Source organism: Maricaulis sp. MIT060901 (assembly GCF_047123815.1).
In the GTDB taxonomy this organism is placed as follows: Bacteria; Pseudomonadota; Alphaproteobacteria; order Caulobacterales; family Maricaulaceae; genus Maricaulis.
In genome coordinates, this window is sequence record NZ_CP138920.1 from 260,996 (window position 1) to 274,255 (window position 13,260).

Sequence of the window (13,260 nt, forward strand, 5' to 3'; positions counted from 1 at the left end):
CTTTCTGTATTCAGGAGACGATCTGAAGGGTCAGCCACTGGGCGATCAGCGCCGGCTTATCCTGGCCTTCGATTTCTACGGTCACGCCGTAGGTCAGCATCCACTGGCCCGGCTGCCGCTCAACCGCATTATCCAGAACGAAGCGGCCGCGCACCTTGCTGCCCGAACGGACGGGTTGAAGGAAACGGACTTTCTCGAAGCCGTAATTGATGCCCATGGCGATGCCTTCGAGCGAGAAGCCCAGATCCATGGCCATCGGCGACAAGAGAGACAGCGACAGGAATCCGTGCGCAATGGTGCCACCAAAGGGCGTTTCCGCCTTGGCGCGCTCGGGGTCGATATGGATGAATTGCGGATCTTCAGTGACATCGGCAAACACATCGATGCGCTGTTGGTCAACTTCGATCCAGCGGGAGACGCCAATCTCCTTGCCGATCATGCCTTTGACGTCACTCGGTGAAACCGTGGTCATTCTGCTGATACTCCTTCCGGCAACAACATCTTGCGAAGGCCCGGCTTGTCGACCTTGCCAGTACCGCCACGCGGTAGCGGAGCGTCAAGACGCCAGTATTTCTCTGGTCGCTTGAAGGCCGCCAGATGGGGTTCGATAAAGGCCGTGATCTCTTCATCTGAGAGCTCCGCACCCTCACGCAGCAGGATCGCGGCCCCGACGCACTCGCCCAGGCGCTCGTCCGGAATTCCGATAACACCGGCCTCGATGATATCCGGATGCGCCACCAGGGCTCCTTCGACCTCCAGGCAGCTGACGTTTTCGCCACCGCGCAGGATCATGTCCTTGATGCGGTCAACGATGAAAAGGAAACCCTCTTCGTCTATCACGCCCACATCGCCGGTCCGGAACCAGCCGTCCTCGGTCAGGACATCCGCCGTCGCTTCAGGCTGGTTAAGGTAGCCGCGGAACAGGATCGGTCCCTTGATCCACACCTCACCGGGCTCATTGGGATCAGCGGTCGAGCCGTCCTCGCGCACGGTCTTGATGTCGATCACCGCAGGAACCGCGCGACCGCAACTGCCGGGACGGCCCTGATAGTCATTGGTACCGTTATAGGCACCGATCGCATTGGTTTCGGTCAGGCCATAACCCGTCGACGACCAGGCATGCGGGAATTGCTCATTGAGTTTGTCCACATGGGCAGTCGGGCGCTTTGCGCCGCCAACACCCATATCCATGAGGCTTTCCAGCTCGCGGCCCTGGCGCGCGGCCTCCAACGTGATCTCGTGCGACATGGTCGGAACACCGACCACATTAGTGATCTTTTCCTCGTCAATGAGGTCCACGGCATCCTCGGGATCCCATTTGCGCATCAGCACCATTTTGCGGCCGGAGATAAAGGACATCATCATGACGGCATGGGATCCCGTGCAGTGGAAAAACGGCACTGCTACGAGCACCGCCGGGTTGTCGCCGAAGAAATCCTCATCGCCGTTGACGGCCTTCAGCGCCGCACCGATCAGCCCGTAGGACATAAGCGCATTCACCGCACCGCGGTGCGTCAGGACAGCGCCCTTGGGTGATCCGGTCGAGCCGGACGTGTAGAAAATCGCAAAATCACTGTCGGTATCGATCGTCAGTTCCGGCGGCGGCTTGCCCGCACCGTCCTCTATAAGCGCTTCAAGGTGATCCGCGACACCCTCGACCTCGCCGCGCCCGGCGATGATGGTCAGACCCAGTCTGTCCACATGGGGCTGAATGCGCTCGGCCTGGCGGAAACCGGCGATGACCAGCTTGGCGCCTGAGTCCTCAAGTCCAAACCCCATCTCCTCTGACGTCCACCAGCCATTCATCGGCACGACCACACCGCCCGCGGCAAGGATGCCGAAAAAGGCTGCAATCCATTCCGGTGAATTGCGCATCGCCAGGGCCACACGTGTTCCCGGCGTTACCCCGTGACGCGAAATGAGGCCGTTAGCGATGGCGACCGCCTTGCCGATCAGCTCGCCATAGGTCCAGCGCTGGTCCTCGAAGACCACCGCTTCGCGCTCGGCATGTTCCAGGGCAGCAACCAGCAGGAAACGCAGATCAGCCGGGGCATCGACATAGGCGCGCTGCTTGACGCCGCGGATATCGACCTCGCCCAGCTTGAACATCGGCTCGTTCTGCAGAATGTGCATCACGACCGGCTCGAGTTCGGCCCGGGTGGGAGCGGGTTTGCGTTCGGCCATCTAGCCCTCCAGAGCCTCGTTGACGTAGCGTTTGAGTTCCTTGCGCCCGATGACCATGCGGTGTACGGCGTCCGGGCCGTCTGCGAAGCGAAGCGTGCGCAGAGCCATCCACATGCCGGCCAGCGGCGTGTCCTGGGACACACCGGTCCCGCCGTGCATCTGCATGGCCTCGTCGACCGTCTCCAGTGCGACACGCGGCGCAATGACCTTGATCTGGGAAATCCATGGTGCAGCGGCGCGCGGATCACCCTGGTCCATCATCCAGGCAGCCTTCAGACAGAGCAGGCGGGCCTGTTCGATCGCCATGCGGCGTTCTGCAATGATGTCGACATTGGCGCCCAGCTTGGCCAGCGGCTTGCCGAACGCTTCGCGGGTGACAGAGCGGCGACAGAGCATCTCCAGCGCCCGCTCGGACTGGCCGATGGCACGCATGCAGTGGTGGATGCGGCCCGGCCCGAGACGACCCTGGGAAATCTCGAAACCCTTGCCCCGCCCCAGGATGATGGCGTCCTTGGGGATGCGCACATTGGTGAAACGGATATGCATGTGGCCGTGCGGCGCGTCATCCTGGCCAAACACCATCATGGGACGCAGGATCTCGATACCAGGCGTTGATGCGTCGACGAGGAATTGCGAGTGCTGGCCGTGCCGCGGCGCGTCATCGCCCTCGGTCTTCGCCATCAGGACATAGACGGCACAGCGCGGATCGCCGGCGCCGGACGCCCAGTATTTCTCGCCGTTGAGCACCCATTCCTCGCCATCGAGCACCGCTGAAAACGAGATGTTGGTTGCGTCCGAGGAGGCCACATCCGGTTCGGTCATCAGATAGGCCGAACGGATCTTGCCCTCGAGCAGACCATCCAGCCATTTCGCCTTCTGCTCTGCCGTACAATAGCGCTCGATCACTTCCATATTGCCGGTGTCCGGCGCGGCGCAGTTGAAGATTTCAGGAGCCAGGAAAGACCAGCCCATCTCCTCCGCCAGATAAGCGTATTCAACGGTGGACAGGCCATAACCACGGTCACTGTCGGTCAGCCAGAAATTCCACAGGCCGCGCTCGCGCGCCTTGGCCTTGAGGTTTTCACGGATCTCGTTCTGACGGTCGGTAAACTGGAAGCGGTCACCGCCCGGGGCCTTGCCGACCTCGTGATGGTATTCCTCTTCGAGTGGCATGATTTCGTCGCGCACCATGGCACGGACCTGATCGATCAGCGGTTTGACGCGCTCGGAAACTCCAAGATCCATCTCTCTCCCCTTTGTCTCTCGCTTTTTGTGTTGATTACAGCCTAGACGGGTCTGCCGCGTGAGCCCACCATCATACGGCGAAATTTGCGCATGCCCCCCAGCCAGCGATCGCGCTGGGTCGCTCGCAGGGCTTCATATTCGGCGACCTGCGGGTGCGGCAGGGCCAGGAAGCGCTTATCCTCGATAGCCTTGAGCGTCTCAGCAGCGACATCCTCCGGCTCGACTATGCCGTCGGCGCCGGCAATTCCGCCATCCTCGCTGCCCCCCAGCATGTCCGTGCGGACGGCCTGGGGGCAAACGCAGACGACTTGCAGACCTTCATCGCCATGCGCGATTGACAGGCTCTCTGCAAACGAGACCGCCGCGTGTTTGGTTGCCGTATAGGAGGAGGCACCGATCTGGCCCAGCAGGCCCGCTGCGGAGGCCACGAGGATAAAGACACCCGCGCCCTTCTCCTTCATGCCCGGCCAGACCTGGCGGGCACCGTGAACAGCGCCCATCACATTAACCTCGAAACTGTCGCGCCAAGCCTGGTCAGACGCACCGGCCGCATCCCAACTGGGTTCGTCCGTGCGCAGGATACCCGCATTGGACACGTAGACATCGATGGTGCCGAGCGCGGCTTCAGTCTGTTTGACGAATTCCGCGATCTGCATCTCGTGGGTGACGTCGACGCGCATGCCAAAGCCGTCATAGGCCTTGGCCGCCTCTTCGGCACCCTGGAGATCGGCGATGGCGATTTTTGCTCCCGCTTTGTGGAAGGCATCGGCCATGGCACGACCGATCCCCCTTGCTCCACCTGTGACCGCAACAACCTTGCCGGAATAGTCCATTCGGGCCTCCCTCGCCTGAGCGATCTAGTAGTTCCGCATCCTCGCGAACTTGTCGGTGTGATAATTGGCATCGCCGAACAGGGCTTCAGCCACGCGAACACGCTTGATGAAGAAGCCGATATCGTACTCATCCGTCATGCCGATACCGCCATGCATCTGGATGGATTCCTGGGCGGCGAGCTGGGCAACCTGGCCCATTTTCGACTTGGCTGCAGAGACCATCATCGCTGCGTGATCCGGCGCCATGTCCAGCGTCTGAAGTGTTTTCAGAACGATCGACTTGCCCAGTTCGATTTCCGAATAGAGGTGCGCCGCCCGATGCTGTAGACCTTGATAGGTGCCGATAATCTGGCCGAACTGCTTGCGCTCCTTCAGATATTCCACCGTCTGGTACAGACATTCCTGGGCTGAGCCGGACATCTCCGCGGACAAACCCGCGCGGCCGGCATCGAGAATGCTCTCCAGCGGCTTGTAGCCGCCATCAACTTCGCCCAGCAGCGCGTCAGCATCCAGCTCAACACCATCCATCTCGATACGCGCGGAATTACGACTGTCGACCATGGATGTGCGCTCGATCTTCAGACCGGCCGCGTCCTGCGGCACCAGGAACAGCGACACGCCCTCTTCCTCTGCATCTCCGCCAGCGGTACGCGCAGAGACAATCAGCATGTCCGCGATATGACCTTCCGCCACGAAGCTCTTGGCACCCGTCAGTTTGAAACCATTGCCGGACCGTTCCGCCTTGGTCGTTACATTGACCGGATTGTGTTTGCGGCCCTCGTCAACAGCGACGGCGGTGATGGCCTCTCCCGCAGCGATACGCGGCAACCATTCGCCTTTCTGGGCGTCAGAACCGAAACGAGACAGCGCCGTCGCGCCCATTATAGCCGTCGAGAGATAAGGAGACGCCGTCAGCGTGCGCCCCATTTCCTCTGCGATCACACCGGCAGCGACATGGCCCATGGCAACGCCGCCATGTTCCTCGGGCACCAGCACGCTGGTCCAGCCCATCTCCGCCATCGCCTTCCATGTCGAGCGATCGAAACCGTCTGCACTTTCCTCATCGCGCAACCTGCGCAGCTGGCTCACCGGAGCGCTATCAGCCAGGAATCCCTTGGCCGCATCTTTCAGCATGCCGGCTTCTTCGCTTAGGACCATTGCCATGATCAAATCCTCCCAGAGCGCGGCTTAAGCCGTCGGCAAGTTCAAGATGCGTTTTGAAATAATGTTGAGCTGGACCTCGGAGGTGCCGCCCTCGATGGAGTTCGCCTTGGTCCTCAGCCAATGGCTCGCCACATCACGCTCGGCGCCCCACGCCAGGCCGTCGCTGCCGGAACTGTCCATCATCAGTTCGAAACGGCGCTTGTTGAGCTCCGTTCCGTAGTATTTGAGCATGGAGGAATTGGCGCCCACGCCCTGGCCGGACTTGGCCTCGTCGGTCACACGTTCCATCGTTGCGAGGAAAGCGAGACCATCGATCTCGGCGCGCGCCACATCGGTACGCAGGATAGGGTCTGCCAGCATGCCGCGATCATCCAGGCCGATCTGCTGTGCTGCGATATCGCCCATCGGACGCATGCCACCGGAGCCCTGCCCCATGCCACCGATCATCTCGCGCTCATGCGTGAGCAGGTATTTGGCAATGGTCCAGCCCTTGTTCTTCTCGCCAACAAGATTGTGTTTCTCGCAGCGCGCATCATCAAAGAAGGTCTCACAGAAAGGCGATTTGCCGGAGATCAGCTTGATCGGCTTGGTGGTCACGCCAGCCTGACTCATATCAATCAGGACGAAGCTGATGCCTTCGTGTTTCTTGGCGTCGAAATCCGTGCGCACCAGCACAAAGATCCAGTCGCTTTCATCCGCATAGGACGTCCAGATCTTCTGGCCATTGACCAGGTAGTGATCGCCCTGGTCCTCGCACTTGGTCATCAGCGAGGCGAGATCGGAACCGGCATTGGGTTCGGAATAGCCCTGGGCCCAGCGGATCTCGCCACGGGCGATCTTGGGCAGATGCTCCAATTTCTGCTCTTCGTTGCCGAATTTGAGCAAGGCCGGCCCAAGCATCCAGATACCGAAAGAGTTGAGCGGTGAGCGCGCCTTTATGGCCTTCATTTCGGCCTTGAGGGTCTTCGCCTCTTCCTTTGACAGGCCAGCACCACCGTATTCGACCGGCCATTCGGGCACGGTCCAGCCTTTTTCGGCCATGCGCTGAAGCCAGACCCTCTGGGCTTCGCTCTTGAACTCCCAGCGTTTTCCGCCCCAGCAGATATCGCCTTCCGAGCCTAGCGGCTGGCGCATTTCCTCAGGACAATTGGCTTCCAGCCACGCACGGGTTTCCGCGCGGAAGGTTTCCAGGTCAGACATGTCTCTCCCCTTATCGGCCGTGATCGGCACAGTGACGTTTACGCACACGTCAACTCGTTACGTGGAGCTCTCCCGGCTCCAACTGGCGTCCCGTAAACCGGGATCAGTTGAATTGAGGCGCGATTTCGAGGTTTTTGGCAAGCCCCAGACGTCGAAGAACCAGCAAAAATGTGCCGTTGTAATCTACGACGCGGTTCCAGAAGCCTTTTTTGGGCAGGTGCAGGGCGCTGCGCGGGTGTTCGTGGTGATGGTCATGCAGGGCTTCACCACCGGTCAGCAGTGCTAGCAGATAATCCACCCAGAGCGGCGTCTTGAGGTGGCCATAGACGTTCACTCCCAGCACGGTCGCATGGAACTGGATGGCACGACCAATGATCACACAGGCGTGCAGCAGAGCGGTCAGGATCAGCGAACCTCCGGACAGGGCAACAATGGCGTAGATCACGCCAGGCACCAGGAAATGCATGACCAGCGACAGGGTGATGTGAAAACGGTCACCGAACAGAACGACCTTGTTTTCCTTCAGCCACATCGGCATCGGACGCTCAAGGTCCTTCTCGTCACGGAACAGGATCCAGCCGACCCAGGCCCAGGTCTTGCTCTCGAACGGATTGTGTGGATCGCCCGGCTTGTCGGCAAAACGGTGATGCTGGGAGTGATAATTCACCCAGTCACGCAAGGAACCCTGCATGGCCAGGATGCAGTTGAACATGACAACGACCTGGGCCGGCCATTTGATTTCCCCTGCCCGGTGCTGCCAGATCCGGTGCAGCGGCCCGATCCCCATATTGCACAGGAATATGGTGAAAGCCGTTACACCAATAGCGACAGGCGCATACCACCAGTGCAGGGTCAGCCCCTCGAGAGCAAGGCCCAAAACGACCATGGTGATCAGCAGCGCCAGACCCAGCGCCGGGTAGATAAAGGCCGAGAAAGCGCTCGCCCAGTTAAGCGTCTGCCACGATTTGACGATTGCCTCGGAGCGGGCAACCACGCGAGAGGATGTATTCATTGGACGGAACTTTCTGACTTTGAATCGACCGGTCGTGTTTTCTGACTGGAAGATTTGACCCGCTTTGAGCTCGCGTCAATGAGCATGTTGAGCAGAGCGCATTTTGAAACGGAAAAGCTTACCGCCCTCTGCGGCCTGAGCGCCCTGTCCAAACAAAACTGGCGCCCAAATCTGCGCATCGAGCAATTTTTCAGAGAAAAAATCACGATTTATCGTTTCTCGGGATGGACCATCAAAACGCATTACGGTTTCGTAACCATACACTTTTGATTTGATTCACGGCTGGGGAGGCGTTGATGAGAAGTGGAATGATCGCGTTTGGAGCGATGGTTGTCGCCGTTGGCGGCGTCGCCATGTGTCCGTCCAATGTGCGCGCCGAACTGGCAGAGCGCACAAATGTTCCAGAGCACTACGTGCTCGAGGCCGAGCGCCAGATCGAAGTATTTGTCGCGTGGCTTCGTGCGGATGGCGAAAAACCGTCCGATGTCGATGAAATGACCGAACGCGCGCTCGGCTAGTTTTCAGCAGAACCGGGCATCAAGTCATCGAGACGAGTCTGGATCATGGCACGCGCCGGATCATTCTCGTCCATCGATGCGATCAGTTCCCGCCACAAGGTAATTGCCGCATCGCGCTCGCCAGCCTGTAATACAGCCTCGGCAATGAAAAAGCGTGACCGGACATCCGTCGGATCGAGCTCGAGCGCACGCTGGAACGCCTCGCGCGCCGACGGCGTGAAATTACCACCTTCACCGAACAAATAGGCTTCGCCGAGTGAGGCGAACAACGGCGCCGAGTCCGGCACGAGGCTGATCGCGTTATTAAACGCTATTGCCGCCTCGCCATATCGTCCCATCGCCATGTAAGCCTGCCCCAGACCGGCCCAGCCGGCAGGGTTCTCTGGATTTGCGATGAGGTCTGCAGCCAGAGCATCCACTTCATTCAGGAAGGTCTGTTGTTCGGCCGTCAGCTGGGGCTGCGGCGGCACCTCCCGCCCGATCAGTTGTGGGCTGCCGATCGCCATATAGATCCCGACAGCGCCGGCAACGGTCAGCGTACAGAACGCGATGGCCGCCCGGCGCAGCGCGTCGTTCGGGCTCCCCTCTGCCTCGACCTGCTCGCTCGCGCGCAAGAGCCGGCGCTTGATTTCGGTCTCGGCTCGACGCGCTTCTTCTTCAACAATAAGGCCGAGTTCGCGATCACGCTGGAGCTCTGCCAGTTGACCATTGAAGACGCCCAGGCCATCAGAAAAGCGCACTTCGCGGGTGGTGATAAAGGGCACGACAAGCGCCAGTGCGACACCACTGGCCAAGAGGGCGATGAACAACCAGATCATTCCAACCCCTCCTCTTTCATCAAGGCATCGGCCTTGGCTTGGTCCGTCTTTGAGAGGGTTTCACCAGGCTTGTCCTGAGCGCGTACATAGCGGAAGGCCAGAAGCACGCCACCGATGACAAAGATGAAGGGCATGCCCCACAGCAAAAGCGTGTTGGCCTGAAGCGGCGGACGCATCAGGACATAATCGCCATAACGTTCCTGCATATAACCGAGGACCGCGCGATCATCATCGCCGGCGAGGAGGCGCTCGCGAACAACTAGGCGCATGTCGACGGCCAGAGGCGCATCGGAGGAGCCTATGGACTGGCTTTGACAGACGACGCATCGCAGCTGGTCGTAAAGCGACATGGCGCGTTGTTCGAGTGCAGGGTCATCCATGATCTCGTCTGGCCCCGGCGCCGCAGCGACCAGTAAAAATGATGATATGGCAATCAGAAGCGGTTTCATGAGCGTTTAAGTGCCTCCACCATGGGCAGGAGTGTCTCCTGCCAGACCTCTTCCGTGATCACACCAACATGGCGATAGCGCACACGCCCCTCGCGGTCGATGACAAAGGTCTCCGGTGCGCCGGTCACGCCAAAATCAATAGCCGTGCGTCCGGACTGGTCATCGCCAATGCGCACAAACGGATTGCCGTGACGCTCAAGCCAGGCCGCCCCGGCCCCCGGCTCATCCTTCCAGTCAATTGCGTAGATCGGCACCTCGCCCGACCGCGCGATCTGCATCAGCATCGGATGTTCGATCAGACAAGGGGGACACCAGGATCCGAAAAAGTTGAGCAGCACGACCTCGCCTTCCAGGTCTGCATGGCTCAGCCCCTGGTCGAAGCCCCGGATAGGCTCGAGCTCGAAGACGGGAACGGGTTCATCGATCAGCTGAGACGGGATCGCGCTGGGATCCTGGCGAAGCCCCATCCAGAAATAGACAGCCATGCCCGCAAAGGCGATCAGCGGGATGAAGGCAAAGAAACGGTTCATGTGGCCTGGCCTTTCGATGACTTGCACGCGGACAGGCTGCGTCGACCGCGGTCGAGAATGGCCAGCAACCCGCCCAGGGACAGGATGACAGAACCGATCCACAACCAGACGGCCAGCGGATAAAGATAGACATGGACCGGCCAGCCACGCCCCTCAACCGGATCACCGATGGTGACATAGACATCGCCGGCAAGGTTGGCGTCGATACCACTCTCGGTCGTGTACATGCCTCGCACCGGATAGAAACGCCGCGAAGCGATGATCTCGTGCTCGCTGCCACCGGCGCGCGTCACGTCGAAACGCCCAACGGCAGCATTGAAATTATCCTCGTCCAGGCGGACCACATCCACCAGGGTGATTGTGTGGCCACCCAGGGTGATTGCCTGTCCCGGTTCAAGGAAAGCGCGCGTTTCCTGTTTCCAGACCGAAACACCGGTGATGGCGATAATCAGCACCGCCAGTCCCAGATGCGAGACCAGCATGCCCCAGATGCCCAGCGGCAGACTGGCGGCGCGGCGCATGCTGGCCGCGAAATCCGTCTCGAACAGCTTTGTGCGTGACCGCAGGTCGGACAGCACTCCTGCCCCGACCCAGATACCCAGCCCCACGCCAAGTGCACTTGTCACAGGCTGAGCATTGGCCATCCAGGCCGCGATGACACCAGCTGTCAGGGCGGCAATGACCGCGGGCGAAAGCGTCTTGAGCAATTGTCCCAGCTTCGCTCGCTTCCACGCCATCAGCCCGCTGATCGGAACCGCCAGGAAGAGCAGCCCCATGAGCGGGTTGAAGGTCGCGTTGTAGAACGGCGCACCAATCGTCAGCGTCTCGTCGCTCACCGTCGTGATGAAGAGCGGATAGAAAGTGCCGTAGAACACCAGGCCGATCGCGGCGGCGAAGAAGATATTGTTGACCAGCAGGCTGCTTTCGCGACTGACCATGGCAAATGTACCGGTCGGGCGGAGTGTATTCGCGCGGAAGCCGAACAGGGTCAGCGCGCCGCCGATCAGGCCGAGCAGGATCGCCAGAATGAAGACGCCGCGCTCCGGATCCACGGCAAAGGCGTGCACCGATGTCAACACACCGGAGCGGACCAGGAAGGTCCCAGCCAGACTCAGCGAGAATGTGAACAGCGCCAGCAATATGGTCCAGGCTTTCAGCGTGTCGCGCTTCTCCATCACCCGCAGGGAGTGGATGAAGGCGGTGCCCGCCAGCCACGGCAGGAGCGAGGCGTTCTCGACCGGGTCCCAGGCCCACCAACCGCCCCAGCCCAGCTCGTAATAGGCCCAGCTCGCGCCCAGCGCGATACCGATGGTGAGGAAGGTCCAGGCCGTCAGCGCCCAGGGCCGCACGATCCGCGCCCAGCGCGCATCCGCGCGCCCCTCAATCAAGGCTGCGACGGCAAAGGCAAAGGTGATCGAGAAGCCGACATAACCCGCGTACAGCATGGGCGGATGGGAGGCGAGCCCGGGGTCCTGGAGCAAGGGGTTCAGATCCCGACCATCAACCGGCGATGGCCAGAGGCGTGCGAACGGGTTTGACGTGAAGAGCAAAAAGGCCGCAAACAGCGCTGTGATCGCGCTTTGTACGGCGAAGGTGAGTGTGATCAGGCGCGGGGCCACAGCCTTGCTGGCCCAGGCCAGGGCCGCAGTATAACCCGTGAGCATAACCACCCAGAGCAACATCGAGCCCTCGTGATTACCCCAGACGCCGGTGATCTTGTAGATGAACGGCTTGTCCGTGTGCGAATTCTCGGCCACCACCAGCGCGCTGAAGTCCGACACCGCAAACAACCAGGTAAGCGCTGCGAAAGCGCCGAGCGTCAGGACAAACTGCACAATGGCGCCCATGCGAGCGAAACCAAAGACTGCCGGGTCCTTGAAGTACAGGCCCGCAGCGGAGAGTCCCGCCTGAAGTACAGCGACACACAGGACGAGGATAAGGAGGAACTGGCCGAGCTCTGCAATCATACGCCGGACTTGTTACGATCCGGCGCCAAGGTCAAGCGGTCGGCTTGTCGCACATGCGCGCTAGGCAGCGCTTTGCATCATCGCCTTGAGGAAATCGCGGGTCTGGTCACGCAGGGCATCCGCCTGTTCTGTCAGCTCGCCGGAGACGTTCACAACTTCGCAAGCATGATCCCGCGTCGAGCTGACAGCCTGTAGAACTTCGGCATTGGCACTAGAAACCTGACGCGCATTCTCGGCCGTATGACCGGTGGTACGAGTGATTTCCTGCGTCGCAGCCGATTGTTCCTCAACCGCCGCACTAATGGAGATCGAAGCGGCTTCCACAGCGTCGATGGAAGTGGTCACGTTCTGGATGCTGTCGACAGCACTGGCGACCACATCCGGCATGGAATTGATCTGCGCATTGATGTCGGTCGTTGCGCGCGCCGTCTGTTCGGCCAGCTGTTTAACCTCGGTGGCGACAACAGCGAACCCCTTGCCGGCCTCACCGGCCCGTGCCGCCTCGATCGTAGCGTTAAGGGCAAGCAGATTGGTCTGTTCAGCGATGTCATCGATGAGCCGTGTCACTTCACCGATGCGCGAGGCAGTGTCAGAAAGATCCTGGATGGTGGTCGAAGCGACTTTGGCGGTCTCCGCCGCGTCTCCGCCTATCCGGGCCGCTTCAGCAGACTTGTGCGAAATCTCACGAATGGCGGCGGTAAGTTGCTCGGAGGCATCAGCCACATTCTGCGCCGTCGCCGACACCTCCTGCGCGGCGGAAGCCACCAGCGAGGAGCGATCCATTGATTCGGAGGACTGGCTTTCCAACCCGTTGGCGGCTGTTCCCAGCACGCCAGCTGATTGAGACAAAACCGTTGCGATCGAACCGATGGAATTCTCGAACGCATCGGCCTTGGCCTTGTGCTCGCTCTCGCGAACAGCCTTCTCCCGCTCGGCGATGTTGGAGACCACCAGATCGATATCAAGCATGACAACATCGACAACCTCCTGCTCGCCGACAGCAGGCGCGCAGGCAACAATGATGAAAAGTGCCGGGATCAGAAGGCCCTGCATCAATTGCTTCAGCCTTTGTTCCATGGCGTACCCCTCATGCAACCAGCCCCTAGTCGGGACCACCGGTTTGATTGAGCAAACACCGAACTGACCTGAGGTGCAAACCCGGGGTGAAAAATGGTCATTTGTTGGGGCGTATGACGTGTATAGTAGGCTCACACCGTGAAAACTGCGCCCCGCAACATGCGGGTTAGCGCAAACCGCACACAAGACTTGTTTTCGAAACCCAAGACTCCGATACCTGTCGGCAAAATGCGATCGGCCGCATTTGGGAAAAGGACGAAGTA

The 13,260-nt window shown here is 60.2% G+C and carries 14 protein-coding genes; 2 read left to right on the forward strand and 12 right to left on the reverse strand.

The features are described 5' to 3' along the window. Positions 1-10: 10 nt before the first annotated feature. The 7 genes from SIC17_RS01300 to SIC17_RS01330 all read right to left on the reverse strand — a co-directional run bounded on the left by SIC17_RS01300 (position 11) and on the right by SIC17_RS01330 (position 7,638). Entirely contained in the window at positions 11-472 is a 462-nt protein-coding gene (locus SIC17_RS01300; RefSeq protein ID WP_291900260.1) for a MaoC family dehydratase, read from the reverse strand. Then, positions 469-2,184 carry a class I adenylate-forming enzyme family protein gene (locus tag SIC17_RS01305; protein WP_291895729.1) on the reverse strand — a complete coding sequence of 572 codons (1,716 nt, stop codon included), beginning with the start codon at positions 2,182-2,184 and terminating at the stop codon, positions 469-471. The genes SIC17_RS01300 and SIC17_RS01305 overlap by 4 nt, the downstream gene beginning before the upstream one ends. Further along, complete coding sequence (locus SIC17_RS01310) at positions 2,185-3,429, reverse strand: acyl-CoA dehydrogenase family protein (protein WP_412546160.1); 1,245 nt, start codon at positions 3,427-3,429, stop codon at positions 2,185-2,187. A gap of 41 nt (positions 3,430-3,470) precedes the next feature. Further along, positions 3,471-4,262, reverse strand: coding sequence for an SDR family oxidoreductase (locus SIC17_RS01315; RefSeq protein ID WP_291895734.1), 792 nt, complete (start codon positions 4,260-4,262; stop codon positions 3,471-3,473). 24 nt (positions 4,263-4,286) lie between these two features. Continuing rightward, on the reverse strand, positions 4,287-5,426 hold the full coding sequence (locus SIC17_RS01320) for an acyl-CoA dehydrogenase family protein (protein WP_291895737.1): 1,140 nt from the start codon (positions 5,424-5,426) through the stop codon (positions 4,287-4,289). Between the two features lie 24 nt (positions 5,427-5,450). Continuing rightward, the gene (locus tag SIC17_RS01325) at positions 5,451-6,626 is read right to left on the reverse strand and encodes an acyl-CoA dehydrogenase family protein (RefSeq protein ID WP_412546161.1); all 1,176 of its coding nucleotides are present in this window, start codon (positions 6,624-6,626) and stop codon (positions 5,451-5,453) included. Between the two features lie 103 nt (positions 6,627-6,729). Beyond that, positions 6,730-7,638 (reverse strand): acyl-CoA desaturase, encoded by a 909-nt coding sequence (locus tag SIC17_RS01330; RefSeq protein ID WP_412546162.1) that lies wholly within the window; start codon positions 7,636-7,638, stop codon positions 6,730-6,732. A 78-nt stretch (positions 7,639-7,716) separates the two neighbouring features. On the opposite strand from SIC17_RS01330, the gene SIC17_RS01335 reads away from it, so the two are divergent. Then, positions 7,717-7,908 (forward strand): hypothetical protein, encoded by a 192-nt coding sequence (locus tag SIC17_RS01335; RefSeq protein WP_412546163.1) that lies wholly within the window; start codon positions 7,717-7,719, stop codon positions 7,906-7,908. A 26-nt stretch (positions 7,909-7,934) separates the two neighbouring features. Further along, positions 7,935-8,156, forward strand: coding sequence for a hypothetical protein (locus tag SIC17_RS01340; protein WP_412546164.1), 222 nt, complete (start codon positions 7,935-7,937; stop codon positions 8,154-8,156). Here SIC17_RS01340 and ccmI read toward each other — a convergent pair. From ccmI to SIC17_RS01365, 5 genes are read right to left on the reverse strand one after another with little or no spacing between them, the layout of a single operon-like run. Further along, on the reverse strand, positions 8,153-8,974 hold the full coding sequence (gene ccmI, locus SIC17_RS01345) for a c-type cytochrome biogenesis protein CcmI (protein ID WP_412546165.1): 822 nt from the start codon (positions 8,972-8,974) through the stop codon (positions 8,153-8,155). The two genes, SIC17_RS01340 and ccmI, sit on opposite strands and share 4 nt — an antisense overlap. Then, complete coding sequence (locus SIC17_RS01350; RefSeq protein ID WP_412546166.1) at positions 8,971-9,423, reverse strand: cytochrome c-type biogenesis protein; 453 nt, start codon at positions 9,421-9,423, stop codon at positions 8,971-8,973. The genes ccmI and SIC17_RS01350 overlap by 4 nt, the downstream gene beginning before the upstream one ends. Beyond that, a complete protein-coding gene (locus tag SIC17_RS01355) occupies positions 9,420-9,953 on the reverse strand; it encodes a DsbE family thiol:disulfide interchange protein (protein WP_291895749.1) in 534 nt (177 codons plus the stop codon). Before SIC17_RS01355 ends, SIC17_RS01350 begins: the two co-directional genes overlap by 4 nt. Next, complete coding sequence (locus tag SIC17_RS01360; protein WP_412546167.1) at positions 9,950-11,920, reverse strand: heme lyase CcmF/NrfE family subunit; 1,971 nt, start codon at positions 11,918-11,920, stop codon at positions 9,950-9,952. Before SIC17_RS01360 ends, SIC17_RS01355 begins: the two co-directional genes overlap by 4 nt. A 60-nt stretch (positions 11,921-11,980) precedes the next feature. Beyond that, positions 11,981-12,997, reverse strand: coding sequence for a methyl-accepting chemotaxis protein (locus SIC17_RS01365; RefSeq protein WP_412546168.1), 1,017 nt, complete (start codon positions 12,995-12,997; stop codon positions 11,981-11,983). Positions 12,998-13,260: the final 263 nt, after the last annotated feature.

What these genes read in the sequence shown, in the direction of transcription:
- SIC17_RS01300 (WP_291900260.1), bottom strand. Translation starts at nt 472, where the DNA reads ATGACCACGGTTTCACCGAGTGACGTCAAAGGCATGATCGGCAAGGAG.
- SIC17_RS01305 (WP_291895729.1), bottom strand. Translation starts at nt 2,184, where the DNA reads ATGGCCGAACGCAAACCCGCTCCCACCCGGGCCGAACTCGAGCCGGTC.
- SIC17_RS01310 (WP_412546160.1), bottom strand. Translation starts at nt 3,429, where the DNA reads ATGGATCTTGGAGTTTCCGAGCGCGTCAAACCGCTGATCGATCAGGTC.
- SIC17_RS01315 (WP_291895734.1), bottom strand. Translation starts at nt 4,262, where the DNA reads ATGGACTATTCCGGCAAGGTTGTTGCGGTCACAGGTGGAGCAAGGGGG.
- SIC17_RS01320 (WP_291895737.1), bottom strand. Translation starts at nt 5,426, where the DNA reads ATGGCAATGGTCCTAAGCGAAGAAGCCGGCATGCTGAAAGATGCGGCC.
- SIC17_RS01325 (WP_412546161.1), bottom strand. Translation starts at nt 6,626, where the DNA reads ATGTCTGACCTGGAAACCTTCCGCGCGGAAACCCGTGCGTGGCTGGAA.
- SIC17_RS01330 (WP_412546162.1), bottom strand. Translation starts at nt 7,638, where the DNA reads ATGAATACATCCTCTCGCGTGGTTGCCCGCTCCGAGGCAATCGTCAAA.
- SIC17_RS01335 (WP_412546163.1), top strand. Translation starts at nt 7,717, where the DNA reads ATGAGCATGTTGAGCAGAGCGCATTTTGAAACGGAAAAGCTTACCGCC.
- SIC17_RS01340 (WP_412546164.1), top strand. Translation starts at nt 7,935, where the DNA reads ATGAGAAGTGGAATGATCGCGTTTGGAGCGATGGTTGTCGCCGTTGGC.
- ccmI (WP_412546165.1), bottom strand. Translation starts at nt 8,974, where the DNA reads ATGATCTGGTTGTTCATCGCCCTCTTGGCCAGTGGTGTCGCACTGGCG.
- SIC17_RS01350 (WP_412546166.1), bottom strand. Translation starts at nt 9,423, where the DNA reads ATGAAACCGCTTCTGATTGCCATATCATCATTTTTACTGGTCGCTGCG.
- SIC17_RS01355 (WP_291895749.1), bottom strand. Translation starts at nt 9,953, where the DNA reads ATGAACCGTTTCTTTGCCTTCATCCCGCTGATCGCCTTTGCGGGCATG.
- SIC17_RS01360 (WP_412546167.1), bottom strand. Translation starts at nt 11,920, where the DNA reads ATGATTGCAGAGCTCGGCCAGTTCCTCCTTATCCTCGTCCTGTGTGTC.
- SIC17_RS01365 (WP_412546168.1), bottom strand. Translation starts at nt 12,997, where the DNA reads ATGGAACAAAGGCTGAAGCAATTGATGCAGGGCCTTCTGATCCCGGCA.